Origin of the sequence: Tardiphaga sp. 215_C5_N2_1, assembly GCF_052076055.1 — a bacterium.
GTDB classification, from domain to species: Bacteria; Pseudomonadota; Alphaproteobacteria; order Rhizobiales; family Xanthobacteraceae; genus Tardiphaga; species Tardiphaga robiniae.
This window is the reverse complement of the sequence record NZ_CP197240.1, coordinates 4,755,603-4,770,307: the sequence shown is the minus strand read 5'-3', so window position 1 is coordinate 4,770,307 and position 14,705 is coordinate 4,755,603. Positions and strand designations below refer to the sequence as shown.

The following is a 14,705-nucleotide window of genomic DNA, read 5'->3' as shown; positions in this document are numbered from 1 at the left end:
TGAGTCAGATGTGTCCAAGCGCCTTGAGTATTCGCGCCGGTGTCATTGGCACCTGCGCGACCGTTCCTCCGAATGGCTTCATCGCATCATTCATCGCATTAAGCGCTGCTGCCGATGCCGCAGCCGTGCCGGCCTCGCCAACGCCCTTGGCGCCGAGCTGGGTGTCCAGCGTCGGCGTCTCGACATGTCCGATTTCGATGTCCGGCATCTCCACCGCCATCGGCACGAGATAGTCTGCAAGCGAGCCATTGGTGAGCTGACCGTTGTCTCCGTAGACGCATTCTTCGAAGAATGCCGCGCCGAGCCCCTGCACGACGCCGCCGCGGATCTGCTCGTCGACCAGCAGCGGATTGATGACACGGCCGCAATCCTCGACCACCCATAGCTTGAGTATCTTGACCAGACCTGTCTCGACATCGAGTTCGAGATGGCAGGCCTGAACACCATTGGTGAATGCGAAGGGATAGCCCTGCGGCGCATAGTGATGCGCGACGGACAGTTGCGCCTGTGTGCCGGGCGGCAACGTATCCGACCGGAAGTAAGCGATACGCGCGATCTCCGAGAGCTCCATGCGCTGCTGCGCCGTCGCGGCATCCACGATCCAGCCACTATGGATGTCGAGCTTATCCGGCTCGTCCTGCAGGATCGCCGCAGCCACCGCGAGAACATTGGCTTTTAGCTTTTTCGCCGCTTGCAGCGCCGTCTCGCCGCCAATGCCGGCGCCGCGGCAGGCATAGGTCGCGCCGCCATGTGGGGTAGTGTCCGTATCACCTGTCATCACCTTGATGCGATTGCTATCGACGCCGAGATGTTCGGCGACGATCTGCCCGATGATGGTCTCGGTGCCCTGCCCGAGTTCGGTCACTGAAATCGAGCAATGAACATCCCCCGACGGCGCGATCTTGATGATGGCGCCATCCTGCGACGAGATGCGCGCACCGCCGACGCCATAGAAGGCCGGACCGGGATTGGTGATTTCCACAAAGGTGGCAATGCCGATGCCGCGATGAATGCCTTTGGTGCGCAGCTCCGCCTGCTCGGCGCGCAGCCGGTCGTAGTCCATCATCGCCTTCAGCTTGGCGAGACAAGCGTGATGCGACAGCGCTTCGAACTGGTAGCCGGTCGGCGACGTGCAGGGATAGGCATCGTCAGCAATCATGTTGCGGCTGCGGATGTCGAACGCATCCTGTGCCGTCTTGTCGGCAATCATGTCCACCAGACGCTCGGTGACGGTGCAGGCGACTGGATGACCGACGGCGCGGTACTGGCTCATCTGCACCTTGTTCTGGAACACCACCTGCAGATCGGCCCGGTAATTCCTGAACGTGTAAGGCGCGCCCATCAGGCGATAGACCTGATTGCCTTCGACCACACTGGTGCGCGGATAGGCCGAGAATGCCCCGATGCCAGTAACGTCCTCCACGTCCATCGCCAGGATGTTACCCTCTGCATCGGCCGCCATGCGCGCGCGGACGCGGTGATCGCGCGCGTGAATGTCGGACACGAAAGATTCGATACGATCAGCGACGTATTTGACGGGACGGCCAAGCATCATGCTGAGCCCGACCACCGCCATGTCCTCGTGATACATGTGCAGCTTCATGCCGAACGAACCACCGATGTCCGATGCGATCACCCGCACACGGGATTCAGGGATACCGTAGTGGCGTGAATAGATGTCCTGGAACTGATACGGCGTCTGCGTCGCATGATGCACCGTCAATTGCCCCTCGCTGGCATCGTAATCAGCGATGATCGCGCGCGGCTCCATGGTGACCGCCGTGTGGCGGCCGAAGTGAAACTCCTCCTCCACCACATGCGCGGCGCCGGCGAAGACATCCTCGACACCACCGGTATCGATCTTGCCGTGGAAACAGAGATTGCTGCCGAGTTCCGGTGAAATAACCGGCGCATCCGGTGCGCGCGCAGCGTCGATATCGACAACAGCGGGCAGTTCATCGAACTCGATACACACCGCCTCGGCTGCATCTTCAGCCAGTGCGCGCGTATCGGCCACGACCGCGACAACCGCCTGGCCGGACCATACGACCTTGTCGATCGGCAACGGCAATTGCGGCGGTGACTTCATGCCCTTGAAGTGATCCATGGTGCCGATCCATGGCGCGCACAGTTTTGCGAGATCCTCGCCGGTAGCCACCAGTCGCACGCCAGGCATCTCGCGCGCCGTCGTCGCATCAATCGAGACGATGCGGGCGTGCGCATAAGGACTGCGTACATAGGCGACATGCAGCATGCGCGGCAGCGTGATGTCGGTGACGTATCGGCCGCGACCGGCCAGCAATCGCTTGGCGTTCGGGCGCGGCACCGAGCGGCCGATATAGGAATTCGGACGATCCAGTGGGGTTAGCACGCTCATGCGCCGACCTCCTCGGACGCCTGAGCAATCACACCAGCATCGCGGTCGCGCGCGACCTTCTCGATGGCGTCGACGATGGCTTCATAGCCGGTGCAGCGGCAGTAATTTCCAGATAGCGCGTCGCGAATGCCCTCACGCGACGGCACACCTGGCTGCGACAACAGGGCGTGGGCTGTCATCAGCATGCCCGGCGTACAGAAGCCGCATTGCAGGGCGTTGCGCTGATGAAATGCCTCCTGGATATCCGCAATCACCGCGCGATCACTGAGACCTTCTACGGTCTCGATGGCCGCCCCGCTCGCCTGCACCGCGAAGGTCAGACAAGAATGTACGACGCGGCCATCCAGAATAACCAGACAGGCGCCGCAAACGCCCATCTCGCAGCCGGTATGGGTGCCGGTCAGTTCTAGCGTCTGGCGCAGGAAATCCGCTAGCGTGATGCGCGGCGCGATGCTGTGCGACACCTCAGTGCCGTTCACCGTCATGGTGACATTGACGAGATCGCTCATGCGCCCTGCCTCGCGATCTCGCCCAGCAGTCGGCCAAGAAGAACGCGCGCAAGATGGCGCTTCATGGCAGGCGGCGCGTGCTCGTCTTCAGGCGGATCGAGATCGTCGCCGACAACGGCCTGGGCCGCAGCGATCGCGGCCTGATCCAGCCTCTTGCTGATCAGACTGTCCTCGGCCTGCCGGGCGCGCAGCGGCGTGCTGCCGACGGAGAAGAACGCAATACGCACCTGTTTGACGACGTTATCGACGAATTCGGCGAGAACACCGCAGCCGACCAACGCAAAGTCGCCACGCCGACGCGCAAGCTCATGAAAGGCCCAGCGATGATTGGGCTGAACCACCGGCACATGAATCGCGACAAGCAGCTCGCCCGGTTCGATCGCTGTCTGAAACAGATCGAGGAAGAAATCGTCGGCCGGCACGCGACGTACGCCGTCGCGGCTAGCAATTTCGAGCTCGGCGCCCAGCGCCAACGTCATCGCCGGGAATTCCGACGCAGGATCGGCATGAGAGATACTGCCGCCGAGGGTGCCTTTGTTTCGTATAGCCGGATGCGCCACATGCGGCGCGGCTTCGCTGTAGAGCGGCGCGTGCTGGCGGATCAATGGATCGGTCAGCACTTCGTGATGGCGGGTGAGCGCGCCGATGCGCAGCCAGTCGCCCTGCAGGTCGACACCACGAAGCACCGGGATATGCGCGATGTCGATCAGCAATTGCGGCGCCTGCAAACGCAAGGCAAGCGTCGGCACGAGGCTCTGGCCGCCCGCGATGTAGCTCGCGTCGTCGCCGGCTTCCTCGAACGCTTTCAAAGCCTCCACCACGGTGGAGGCCCTCACATAGTTGAACGCCCTCGCCTTCAACGTCTTCTCCCTAAACGTCTCGCGGACGTCCAGTTGTGACCATTTGGTCGGAAATCTAGAACACGTCGATTTCCCCGGGTCAACTTAAAATGACCATTTGGTCTCTTTTTCGAATTGAGCTATTCAGAACTCCCGCAACGCGAAGCAAAAATGGCAAAAAAGCCCATCAAATCAGTCGAAAAGCCACCGCGTCGCAACATGCGCGCGGCGGAGCGCGAGCGCTTCATCGTCGATGAAGCCGTGAAATTTTTCGCGGAACACGGCTTCGGCGGGCAGACGCGCGAACTGGCGAAACGCATGGGCATCACCCATTCGGCAATCTATCGCCACTTCCCGAGCAAAGAGGCGCTGATCGAACGCGTCTATGAAGAGATCTATCTCAGCCGCTGGTCGCCGTCCTGGGCCGGCCTGATCCAGGATCGCACGCTGTCGCTGCAGGCCCGGCTGTCGCGCTTCTATCTCGAATATGTCGAGCAGGTCTTCGAATACAACTGGGTGAGAATCTTCGTGTTCTCCGGGATGAAATCGTTCGACATCACCAAACGGTATCTTCAGATCGTCCGCGAACAAATCATCGAGCCCGCCTGCCGCGAGCTTCGTCACGAATTGAAGCTGCCTTCAAGCGATCAGGTCCCGCTGTCGGAGCGCGAAGTCGAAATGTTCTGGGGCTTGCACGGCCGCATCTTCTATATGGCCATCCGGCGTTTCGTCTACGACACGCCCACACCGGAGCGACTGGACGACATCGTCAACGACGCAGTGAGGGTGTTTCTCGATGGCTCAAAACAGCTGATGCCTGAGCTTGTACAATCGGCATCATGACGTTTGTAGCACAGCCACGCCGGCAGATTGATCAAGCTGCTCGAGGGCATGAAGTGCAGCTACGGAGCCAGGTTCTGCCGCGGCATTGATGTGACCCGGCACCGGCGCACGCATTTTGCGTCGAAAGAGTGAGATCGCGCCACGCCGACATTACGGGCTTTCCGAAGTGCGACGCCCGAAATGGGCACCCGAGGTCGGAGAGAAGCTTGCTGTCGTCGTCACGAGTGCAACTGCAGCAAAGGAAAGCGAAACGCGCGTCACCGAGTATCATTTCTCTCAGCGAAACTTATGCGCGCTTGTGTAGTTCCTTCACCGCATCGGGACTATCGAAAAGTACCGCTGCGAACAGATTGAATCGTTACGCACCGTGCTAACACTTCTCTGATACCAGCCTCCAAGTTTTAGCACAATAAACTCACTGTTTCGTCCGGTGCTGCGACAAACTCCCGCCTCAAACGTAAACAAACGTTAATCCATGGGCGCTTCGATCAAAGCTAACGCAGAACTGTAGTTACATACCTGCATTTACTTTTACGAAGATTCTTGGGGGCCTCGTCAACGTACTACAATACAGGGGAACGGTATTGGCAACATTACACTACGCATCAGGCGACAACATCGACGCACAAGGTAACTTCACCCCAGCTCAAGCAGGCTTCAATCTTGCCGACGTTTCGTCGGTGGAGCAAGTGAACGCTTTGCCGGCAGGCGTGAAGGGCCTCGTCTGGCTCGATCAGGGTGACGGCGTCACCCAGAGCTTCATCGACGCTGTGAAACCTTACATCGGTAATCCCAACGTCTACGGTTTCTTCCTTAAGGATGAGCCAGATCCCACGGGGCAGTGGAATACCCTCGTGACCGCTGCAAACCTGAAGGCTGAGTCCGATTGGATTCACGCCAACGTTCCGGGTGCGAAGACGTTCATCACCATGATGAACATGGGATCTTCGGATAATCCCAGCTTCGCGAATACGTACACCCCGGAGAACACCCATATCGACCTCTTCGGAATCGATCCGTATCCGGTGCGGTCGGATAGCTCGACAGTCGACTACAGCATGATTGACAAGGCTGTCGCTGCCGCCAAAGCCGCTGGAATTCCGGAGGCCAGCATCGTCCCGGTATTTCAGACATTCGGCGGCGGTAACTGGGTCACCGATCAGGGTGGTCACTATGTGATGCCGACCGCCGCGCAGGAACAGCAAATGCTCGACCATTGGGCATCTGTCGTTCCCAATCCGGCTTTCGACTACGCCTACGCCTGGGGATCGCAGAACGGAGACGTGGCGCTGGAAAACTCGCAAGCGCTCCAGAACGTATTCCTGCAGCACAATACGAGCACCACGACGACGGATTCGACATCGACTGGAAGCACGACTCCGGTTGACACGTCGAGCAGCAACCCGACGACGCCGGTCGATACGTCGCATAGCGGCACCTCGACGGATACGACGTCTTCGAGCGATTCTTCGACGACGCCCACGGCCTCTCAGCCAACGACGACGGCGCCGACCACCGATGCCAGCGGCTCCGGGCACAACCATCATCACAAGGCCGACTCCTCCCAGTCGACAGATGGAAGCACATCGTCCGGTTCCGGAGGTGGACACCATCACCACGGATCCGCGGCAAACGCGTCCGTGAGCACTGCAACGGATACCGCTTCCAGCAGCGTTACCGACGCAGCGTCGGTCGACACCTCGACTGCGCCCACGACCACCGAGCCAACGACGACGGCGCCGACCACCAACGCCGGCCACTCCGGGCATAACCACCATCACAAGCTGGACTTCTCCCAGCTGACCGAAGGAAGCACATCATCCGGAGGTGGACACCATCACCACGGATCCGCGGCAAACGCGTCCGTGAGCGTTGCAGCGGATACCGCTTCCAGCAGCGTTGTCGACACCTCGACTGCGCCTACGACCACCGAGCCGACGACGACGGCTCCGGCCACCGACGTCGGCAACTCCGGGCACAACCACCATCACAGGCTGGACTTTTCTCATCTCACGGATGGGAACAAATCTTTCTGGGGTGGTCATCATCAGCACGCATCCGCTTCGCCCGCTGCAACCGCAGCAGCGACGGCTGCAACGGATACGGCTTCGAGCGACGTCACCGACGCAACTCTGGCGCCGCATCTGGATCTCGCCAGCCTCCACAACAACCATCACGTGGATCACCATTCGTGGCACTGGTAAACCCGCAGAACTGAGTCTGCGACAAAGAACGACATATGCGCGGTGATCCGCGCATATGAAAGCGACTTGGGGGGCCTTCATGGCCCCCCATTTGGGGATCATCGCGGCCAGTATGGTCGCGAGAGGAATGCCGTCTCGCGCAGTGCGGGATGTGTTGCGTACGAGCCAATTCGCGCTCGCTTCTTCGCATATGGCTTCTCTAACGTTAGCGCCGTCCGATCCGGGCGGCCTGGATGCACACATGTATACTTCAGCAAGACCGCCCGCGCTTGCGGACGCTTTCCGCCAGATACGTCCAGGCCTGCTTGCCGCTGGCGGGCTGTCTATCTTCATAAATCTCCTGGTGTTCGTTTCGCCGCTTTATACGATGCAGATCTACGATCGCGTGCTGACGAGCCGAAACGCGATGACGCTGTTGCTGCTTTCGCTGATCGCGCTCGCGCTTTTCATCAGTTACGCAGCACTCGAGCACTTTCGCAGCCGTGTTCTCGTGCAAACCGGAATTCGCTTCGACCATTTGCTGTCAGGAGAAGCTTTCGAAACGGCTCTCGCACAGGCAGTGCGCACAGGAAGCTCGCATCATGTTCAGCTGTTGCGCGACGTCGACACATTGCGCGACGTTCTATCCGGCGGCGTGATCACGTCTCTGATGGACGCACCCTGGACTCCGATTTTTCTCGGCATGTGTTTTCTGCTTCATCCATCGATCGGCATGGTTGCTCTGACAGGCGCGCTGGTCATCCTTGCGCTCGCCTTTCTCAATGAGCGCGCCACCAAAGCGCCGCTGATGGCGGCTTCGTTCAAGAATCTCCACGCTCTGGACCGATTGACGTCCTCGCTTCGTAACGCGGAAGCGATCCGTGGTCTCGGAATGGGGCCTGCCATACGCGCCGCCTGGGGCGCCACGCATGGACAGGCGCTCGTTGAAAGCGCCAAGGCCGGAGAACGCGGCGGAACGCTGCTCGCAATCTCGAAATTTCTGCGGATGGCGATTCAGGTGGCGATTATGGGCGTCGGGGCTTACCTGGCAATTCATCAGGAGATCTCGGGAGGCGTTCTCTTCGCTGCCTCCTTGATCATGGGGCGCGCGCTCGCACCGGTAGAGGCGGCTGTCGCGCAATGGAGAGCGTTCGTGTCGGCGCGGACGTCTTTTTCCCGCCTCGACGAGGCTCTGCGGACGCGGGCGACGGAAAGACAACCGACGCGATTGCCGCCCCCGGTCGGCAACATCTCCGTCGAGGCTTTGACCGTTATGGTACCGGGATCGCAGTTGGCGGCGATTTCCGATGTCAGTTTCCGGCTGTCACCTGGCGAAGTTGTTGCGATCGTCGGTGCGTCCGGTTCCGGCAAATCTTCCCTAGCGCGCGCGCTGGTTGGAGCCTGGCCAGCCGCACAGGGTTGCGTACGCGTCGATGGAAATGACATCCGGCATTTCGAGGCCAGTTTCCTTGGACAAAGTTTCGGTTACTTGCCGCAGGATGTTGAATTATTCGCCGGAACCGTCCGCGACAACATCGCTCGCTTTCGTGACGGCGCGTTGGATGAACAGGTTGTCGAGGCGGCGCAGCTGGCTTCGGCGCACGCCATGATCCAGCGGCTGCCGCAGGGCTACGACACTGTCATCGGGGAAAACGGGGCGGGTCTTTCCGGCGGCCAGCGACAACGCATCGGGTTGGCCCGCGCACTTTTTGGCAGGCCCGTCTTTGTCGTGCTCGATGAGCCGAACGCCAATCTGGACGGTGACGGCGATCGTGCTCTGGCTGATGCCATCCAAATGCTCCGTCAACAGCGTGTAACGATCGTGATCATCAATCACAGACCAAATCTCCTTTCATTGGTCGACAAGATTGTTTTCATGCATGACGGACGCATCGGGCGCGCGGGTACGCGCGAAGAGCTTCTTCCCTTGCTTCTTGGTGAGACCGTTGCGCCCATGCGCCGCGAACCGCGGATCGCAACAGAAAGCCACCGAGTTGACGGGGCCTCGCGCCACGCGCCGTTCCCAAGTTCGGTTCGGCCTGTCCATGTCACGAGGCAATGATGAAGATTCCCAAATTGCGAGCAGAGATTGCTGCTCAGGACGAACTGGCGCGACTCCTCAGACGTTTGAGCGATGGCGGCCACGCGTTTCGCAGGCCTGATGTCTTGCAACGATTTGTGGAGATCAAGGCGCGGTTGCTGATCTGGCTATCAAAGGTATGGCTGTCGATATTCCCGAATCGAGACGCCGGGAACGCAAATGGCGACCCATCGGGCGATTGGCGCACTCCGGCGAGACGCGGCTTTGGTATCGTGTTCCTGACCTTCGTAGTGTTTGGTGGTTGGGCTGGCCTAGCCTCCATCGATGGTGCCGTCGTGGCTGCAGGCTCGATCGTCGTCGAGAGCGACCGTAAGTCCGTTCAGCACCTGGAAGGTGGCATCGTCCAAAGCCTGATGGTGAGGGGCGACGCGCATGTCGAACAGGGACAGGTGCTGTTGCGACTCGATCCAACACAGGACCGGGCGCGGGAGGAGATGGCGCGTTCGGCCGTGTATTCGGCAATCGCGGAAGAGGCGCGTCTGCTTGCGGAAGCCGATGGGGCCGATACGATCACGTTTCCATCCGAACTGACGCAGAAGGCCTCCGATCCCTCTGCGCAGCGTGCCATGGGCGACCAGAAGCGGCGGTTCGAGGAACGCCGCGTCGCGCGAAAGATCGAGGTTTCGATCCTTGAAGAAAAGATCGGACAGGCGCAGCGCCAGATCCAGGGAAACGCTGCGCAAAGCAAGGCTGCACGCGCGCAGTTTGACAGCATGGCGCAGGAATATACCAAGCTCAAGCCGCTCGCCGACCAGGGGATTGTTCCGTTCGCGCGGATTGCGACTCTGGAGCGTTCCAAATCCGACCTTGAGGGCCGAATTGGTTCATACGACGCCGACATCGCGCGCTTCGGACGGATCATCGACGAAGCACGGTTACAGATCAATCAGGTCGGGCAGAAAGTTCTGGAGGAAGCCACCGGTAAGCTTGCCGACACCCGCGCTCAGCTCGCTGACGCGCGCGAGAAGCTGCGCATGGCCGCAGACGTTCTCGGTCGGATGGACGTTCGCGCATCTCGCTCCGGACGTATCGTCAATCTGAAAGTCCACACGGTCGGCGCGGTGATCAAGCCGGGCGACGTCTTGATGGAGATCGTGCCGGACAACGACGTCCTCGTGGTTGCCGCGAAAATATCCTCTCTCGACGTCAATCACGTACAAATCGGCATGCCCACGGAAGTGCGGCTTCCCTCGTTCAAGGCTCGCTCGACGCCGATCGCCATCGGCGAAGTTCTTTCGGTGGCAGCCGATGCGCTTCGCGACGAAGCCACGCACCAGCCTTACTACGAAGTCAAAGTTTCAGTGCAAGTGACGAAATTTCCCGACAAAATTCGCGAGAAGCTCAAGCCCGGCATGATGGCCGACGTCCTGATCGCGACTGGTGAACGCACCGTTCTTGCCTATCTCATGCAACCGATGACCGATGCGATACGGCGTGGCATGCGGGAGGACTAAGGCGGCCAACCGGCGTCGCGACTTGCCGAGGCATCGCCGGCGGCTTGGTTCAGCACAACCATCGTTGCCGCAACGCCTAGACATTGCAGATGTTGGAGCGTTGGATGAACGAGCGGGTGCGAAGGCAGCTGCGCATGCGGCGAGGCGACAGATATGTCGGGCTGGTATCTTCGCAACGGAGGTGAGGGAACTGGTCGCGTTGTCCTGCACTCGTACGCGCGTCGGTCAGGGCGCGGGCCAGTTGCATGCCGTCGCCATCTTGCGTCGGACGGCATTCAAGCCGACCAATTGAAACGTACTTTCATATGGTGGACCTTTCCCAACGTGGACTTTAACGAGAAGCTGGCCACCATCCGGCATTGAGCGGAGCAAGCGAACAACGTCGCCTGGAAAGGCAAGACCTTTCCCCGTTTCTAACGCCCGCCAGCGCTGTTCAACAACTGGCTCTTCGTTGATCCGGTGCGCGACCTTCACCTCGCCATCCGGGACCGGCTTCCAGGATCCCGTTGTGGAAATTATCAACTCCGTGCGATGGGCGCGACAATGGATGGCGAACGCGGAGGCAGCATTTTGCGATGCTGTGCGCGCTGTCATCAGCGCCTCAATCTGCGGCTGATAATCCACCGGAGAGGTGGTCTCGCTGATGATCCAGTTCGGACTTGGAGACGGCGTGGTAGCGTGGGTTTCGGTCATCTCCCCCAACAGCTCATCGACGCACTTCAAGCGCTCCATGCCTTCAAACTGTGAGCAGGTCTTCAGGCGATCTATGGCGCCACCGGTTTGAGCACACACAGTCTGGCTCATAATCAAGAGCACAGCCAGACCGAGAGTACCCGTGTCCTTCATGGGGACCGTCCTGCTGTTACGGCTTGCGGAAGATCAAGCCATTCCTGCGCCGGCTTAAACCGGCCGAGGCTCGGCACGCTGGCCCGCAGATTGACCTCTTTCCATTTCGGATCGAAACCAGGGGACTGCAACCGGTCGAAGCGACCAAACAGGTGATCGACAAGGCGCGCCACGCGCCGGTATCGGTCAGACTGTTGTGGCCAGTTATAGGCCGCAAGAATGGTGGGGACTGCAATCGTCGCTATCCGCTCACCTTTCGGCACCAGACTCGGATAGTCCGCCGCATCGATAGACGATGGAAGATAGTAGTCCTCAAATTTAGCGCCGTATTCGACGGGGAGGAACTTAAATCCGGGATCCCAGCGTCCCTTCAGAAAAGCGTCGACGGGCTTTGACGTCACAAACACAACGGCCGCGATTTCTCCGCGCTTCATTTGCTCCAATGCGACCTGGTGCGGAATGAACATCTTTTCCACGTTTAGTCCCAGCCGACTGAAGATCAGCGGACCGGAATAGGCGGCTGCCGTACCTTGCGTATTGAAATTGACCTTTTTTCCCTTAAGCTCTTCGAGCGACCGGATCTCCGGGCGGACGAATATGTGCAGTTCGGACGGAAAGAGGTTCAGAACGTAAACGATGCGCCGTTCGATAGACGGAACTTGAGCTTTATATTCCTCAAGAGCATCCGTGTTGATGATCGCCGCATCAACGCCTCTAAGATACAGCAGCGAATTGACGTTTTCCGTTGCTCCGCGCGTCACGATCGGGAGGACGTGAAGCTTATCCTCCTCGTTTACGACGCGAGCGATCTCTGCCGCGAGACGAAGCGGAGCCCCTTCAATGAGCCCGCCGGCGAGGCCGACAGTCCATGCATTGATGCGCTCTTTCGCGGCCGTTTCGGTCCTTTTCACCGCCGCCATAGCCTGCGTCTCGCGCGTCGGGAGAGATTGGGCATTGGCAGCCAGTTGCAGCCCGAACGCCGCTAATGCCATAGCAAATGAGAACTTGATGAGCGACATGCGAGTCTCCATTCTCGGAATGACCATCTAGGGCTGACGCGTCAGGAGCAGGCTGCTATTTCAGCGACTCAATCCTCGCCTTCGCATCCTCAATGCCGCCCGCCTGTGCCTTTTCATACAGTTCGAGTGCCTTTCTGGAATCACCGTGGACCCCACGTGCGCTCCACGATTTCAGCACGCGGGCGTCGTAGGTCTCCGCGAGCATAAAGGCGGCTCGCGCGCTACCATGTCCAAGAGCGTGTTCAAGCAATGGGCGCGCCCCGCTGATGTCAGCTTGCCGGAGCAATGCGTTCGCCCGAACAAGCAGTCTCTGTTCGTCCGCCACAGAATAGGGAGCGACACTCGCCAGCACGGTTGCCTCTGATGCCACGGGGACTTTCGGCTCCACACTTGGCACGGCTTCGCGAGTGGTCGACCGTGCTTGCGGTGGCGTTTCCAACACGGACGATCGTTCCGCATATGAAGCGACGGCCTGAGTGGAAGCCCACTGCGGCAAGGCGATCTTTCCCTCGGTCGTCTTCGCATGGGGCTCCGCCGCGCCTTCGTTCCGGCCAGTAGGGGCGGGTTGGCGCGAAGCGAGAGTCTGAGAAGCACTCACGGCAGCAAGCTGCTGGTTTCGAGCCTCCAGTTGGTTCTTAACAAGAGCAAGCTCCTGCACAAGTGCGTCAGCACGCTCGCGCTCGCTGGCAAGAGCTCGCTTCTGCTCTGCTGCCGTGGTGTTGCTGGCCTCCGTCGCCCGAAGCACCTCAGCGTGTGCCGCCGCGAGGCGGCTGGCATGCTCCTCGATCTGCTGACGCGCCGAGGAGAGCTCGCGGGCGACTGCCTCGGTCCGGCTGCGCTCCTTTGCAGATGCGCGCTCTTGTTCGACCTTCGCAGCCTCGACGATCCGCGCAGCCTCCGGCGTCGCGGCACGCGCCGCGTCGAGTTCGGTCCGGAGAGAGATCAATTCACGCTTGAGGGCTTCCGTCCCGTCTTGCTGCTGTTTGAGCTGCTGTTCGAGCGCCTGCTTTTGCTCGATCTCTGCCGCGGTGGCTTTTGCGGCGTCCGAAGCTGCGATCCGCACCGTATCGAGTTCCGCCCGAAGGGAAGCAAGGTCATAGGCGGGCGCGTCTGCCTTCCACCGCTCCTGCTGTTCGAGCGCCTGCTCTTGCTTGATCTCTGCCTCGGTGGCTTGCACAGCTTTCGAAATCACGATCCGCGCCGCGTCGAGTTCCGTCCGAAGGAAGGCAAGCTCACGCATAAGGTCGATTGTTTTGTCTCGCTCCTGTTCGAGCGCTTGCGTTTGCCTGATCCCTACCTCGATGGCCTGGGCAGATTCCTTGCCTGACACCCGCGCCGTCTCGAGTTCCGCCCGGAGGGTCGCAAGTTCACCCGCAAGGGCGTCTGCCCTAGCTCGCTCTTGATCAAGCGTCTGTCTTAGCGTGGTGCTGGTCGCTTCAGCCGTCGACTGGGCTGCATTGAGTTCTGCTCGGGGGGGCGCGACAAGCACAGGTGCAAGGGCTTCAGCCCTGTTCCGCTCCCGTGTTTGAGAAGATTCGGAGGCCTGCGCGCGGAATTGGCTTTCACCGCATAGCCCATCCTCCGCAGCCCCAATGAGGACCCACAGAATGCAAGCTCCTACTGCAGACGAGGCACGCGCAGCGGTTCTGCTTGTTGCGCGGGAGCCCTCAACAGCTTTGGATCGCGGTAGCCAATGCGATGCTACCTCAACTGCCTGTGACCACATCGTGACAACTCAGGTGAGCTTTTATGTGTGTCCATTTTGATGACACAGCCTTCATCGGCCGTTTGTCGATGTAGCAATGGAAGTAGTCACAACGAGGTAGGCGCACCAATCGCGGCAATTAAGTAGATCACGCCTGCATTGTCTGAACCATTCTTGACCCGCCCGTTCGCGCGCGATTACGCTATCGCGCACACTTGAGCCCGCACTCCCAGCACACTCAAGGAAACAACATGACCAGATCACTCGTCGTCTTCGCCAGCATGGCCGCCGTTGGGAGTATCTTGATGCTGAGCACCCAAACCAGCGGGGCTGTAGAAATCAATACGTCTGCCAAGACTTCTGCCAAAATGAACGCCAACGCCAAGGTGACCACTGCCGCCATCCGAATGCAGCCCCATCGGCTCGTTGTACAGGTTGACGTCAATGACCCCGCGACAATCAATCTCGCTCTCAATAATGTCAGCAATGTAGCTCAGCACTACAGCGAGATCGGTCAAAAGGTGGGGATCGAAGTGGTCGTTTTTGGACCCGGACTGCATATGCTGCGAGATGACACTTCTCCCGTCAAAGCGCGCATCAAATCCATGAGCGAAACCATGCCACAGCTGACCTTTTCAGCATGCGGGAACACCCGCGAGAACATGGCAAAAGCTGAGGCGAAAGATATTCCTCTCATCCCGCAGGCCAAGGTCACCAAATCCGGAGTGGTACGGATCATGGAGCTGCAAGAGCGAGGCTGGAGCTACTTGCGACCTTGATCCAGAGGGGGCCTCTGCGATCTGCATCGCCTCGTTCAAATCTGTTGGAT

11 protein-coding genes are annotated in these 14,705 nt (G+C 59.8%); 5 read left to right on the top strand and 6 right to left on the bottom strand.

Going from position 1 to position 14,705, the window contains the following annotated elements; translation table 11 throughout:
• Positions 1 to 4 precede the first annotated feature (4 nt).
• Genes AB7828_RS22710 through AB7828_RS22700 form a run of 3 tightly spaced genes read right to left on the bottom strand, consistent with a single transcriptional unit; the run spans position 5 to position 3,746 of the window.
• The gene (locus AB7828_RS22710) at positions 5 to 2,377 is read right to left on the bottom strand and encodes a xanthine dehydrogenase family protein molybdopterin-binding subunit (RefSeq protein WP_441231214.1); all 2,373 of its coding nucleotides are present in this window, start codon (positions 2,375 to 2,377) and stop codon (positions 5 to 7) included.
• The gene (locus AB7828_RS22705; RefSeq protein WP_441231213.1) at positions 2,374 to 2,886 is read right to left on the bottom strand and encodes a (2Fe-2S)-binding protein; all 513 of its coding nucleotides are present in this window, start codon (positions 2,884 to 2,886) and stop codon (positions 2,374 to 2,376) included. The genes AB7828_RS22710 and AB7828_RS22705 overlap by 4 nt, the downstream gene beginning before the upstream one ends.
• A complete protein-coding gene (locus AB7828_RS22700; protein ID WP_441231212.1) occupies positions 2,883 to 3,746 on the bottom strand; it encodes an FAD binding domain-containing protein in 864 nt (287 codons plus the stop codon). The genes AB7828_RS22705 and AB7828_RS22700 overlap by 4 nt, the downstream gene beginning before the upstream one ends.
• A 150-nt stretch (positions 3,747 to 3,896) precedes the next feature.
• On the opposite strand from AB7828_RS22700, the gene AB7828_RS22695 reads away from it, so the two are divergent.
• The 4 genes from AB7828_RS22695 to AB7828_RS22680 all read left to right on the top strand — a co-directional run bounded on the left by AB7828_RS22695 (position 3,897) and on the right by AB7828_RS22680 (position 10,306).
• Positions 3,897 to 4,568, top strand: a complete 672-nt coding sequence (locus tag AB7828_RS22695; protein WP_320446305.1) for a TetR/AcrR family transcriptional regulator — start codon at positions 3,897 to 3,899, stop codon at positions 4,566 to 4,568.
• 584 nt (positions 4,569 to 5,152) lie between these two features.
• Positions 5,153 to 6,772, top strand: a complete 1,620-nt coding sequence (locus AB7828_RS22690) for a calcium-binding protein (RefSeq protein ID WP_441231211.1) — start codon at positions 5,153 to 5,155, stop codon at positions 6,770 to 6,772.
• Positions 6,773 to 7,013: 241 nt separating this feature from the next.
• Entirely contained in the window at positions 7,014 to 8,813 is a 1,800-nt protein-coding gene (locus AB7828_RS22685; protein ID WP_231078472.1) for a type I secretion system permease/ATPase, read from the top strand.
• A gap of 161 nt (positions 8,814 to 8,974) precedes the next feature.
• Complete coding sequence (locus AB7828_RS22680; protein ID WP_210269394.1) at positions 8,975 to 10,306, top strand: HlyD family type I secretion periplasmic adaptor subunit; 1,332 nt, start codon at positions 8,975 to 8,977, stop codon at positions 10,304 to 10,306.
• Positions 10,307 to 10,531: 225 nt separating this feature from the next.
• Here the strand turns inward: AB7828_RS22680 and AB7828_RS22675 are convergent, their stop codons facing one another.
• From AB7828_RS22675 to AB7828_RS22665, 3 genes are read right to left on the bottom strand one after another with little or no spacing between them, the layout of a single operon-like run.
• A complete protein-coding gene (locus AB7828_RS22675) occupies positions 10,532 to 11,152 on the bottom strand; it encodes a type VI secretion system-associated protein TagO (protein WP_120287852.1) in 621 nt (206 codons plus the stop codon).
• Positions 11,149 to 12,171, bottom strand: a complete 1,023-nt coding sequence (locus AB7828_RS22670) for a TAXI family TRAP transporter solute-binding subunit (protein WP_089266912.1) — start codon at positions 12,169 to 12,171, stop codon at positions 11,149 to 11,151. The genes AB7828_RS22675 and AB7828_RS22670 overlap by 4 nt, the downstream gene beginning before the upstream one ends.
• 55 nt (positions 12,172 to 12,226) lie before the next feature.
• Entirely contained in the window at positions 12,227 to 13,501 is a 1,275-nt protein-coding gene (locus AB7828_RS22665) for a hypothetical protein (RefSeq protein ID WP_441231210.1), read from the bottom strand.
• Between the two features lie 626 nt (positions 13,502 to 14,127).
• Between AB7828_RS22665 and AB7828_RS22660 the strand changes: the two genes are divergently transcribed.
• Positions 14,128 to 14,655 (top strand): DsrE family protein, encoded by a 528-nt coding sequence (locus AB7828_RS22660; protein ID WP_441231209.1) that lies wholly within the window; start codon positions 14,128 to 14,130, stop codon positions 14,653 to 14,655.
• The last annotated feature ends 50 nt before the right edge of the window (positions 14,656 to 14,705 follow it).

Coding starts and splice junctions, on each gene's coding strand:
- AB7828_RS22705 (WP_441231213.1), bottom strand. CDS start 2,886: ATGAGCGATCTCGTCAATGTCACCATGACGGTGAACGGCACTGAGGTG.
- AB7828_RS22695 (WP_320446305.1), top strand. CDS start 3,897: ATGGCAAAAAAGCCCATCAAATCAGTCGAAAAGCCACCGCGTCGCAAC.
- AB7828_RS22675 (WP_120287852.1), bottom strand. CDS start 11,152: ATGAAGGACACGGGTACTCTCGGTCTGGCTGTGCTCTTGATTATGAGC.
- AB7828_RS22685 (WP_231078472.1), top strand. CDS start 7,014: ATGTATACTTCAGCAAGACCGCCCGCGCTTGCGGACGCTTTCCGCCAG.
- AB7828_RS22710 (WP_441231214.1), bottom strand. CDS start 2,377: ATGAGCGTGCTAACCCCACTGGATCGTCCGAATTCCTATATCGGCCGC.
- AB7828_RS22670 (WP_089266912.1), bottom strand. CDS start 12,171: ATGTCGCTCATCAAGTTCTCATTTGCTATGGCATTAGCGGCGTTCGGG.
- AB7828_RS22660 (WP_441231209.1), top strand. CDS start 14,128: ATGACCAGATCACTCGTCGTCTTCGCCAGCATGGCCGCCGTTGGGAGT.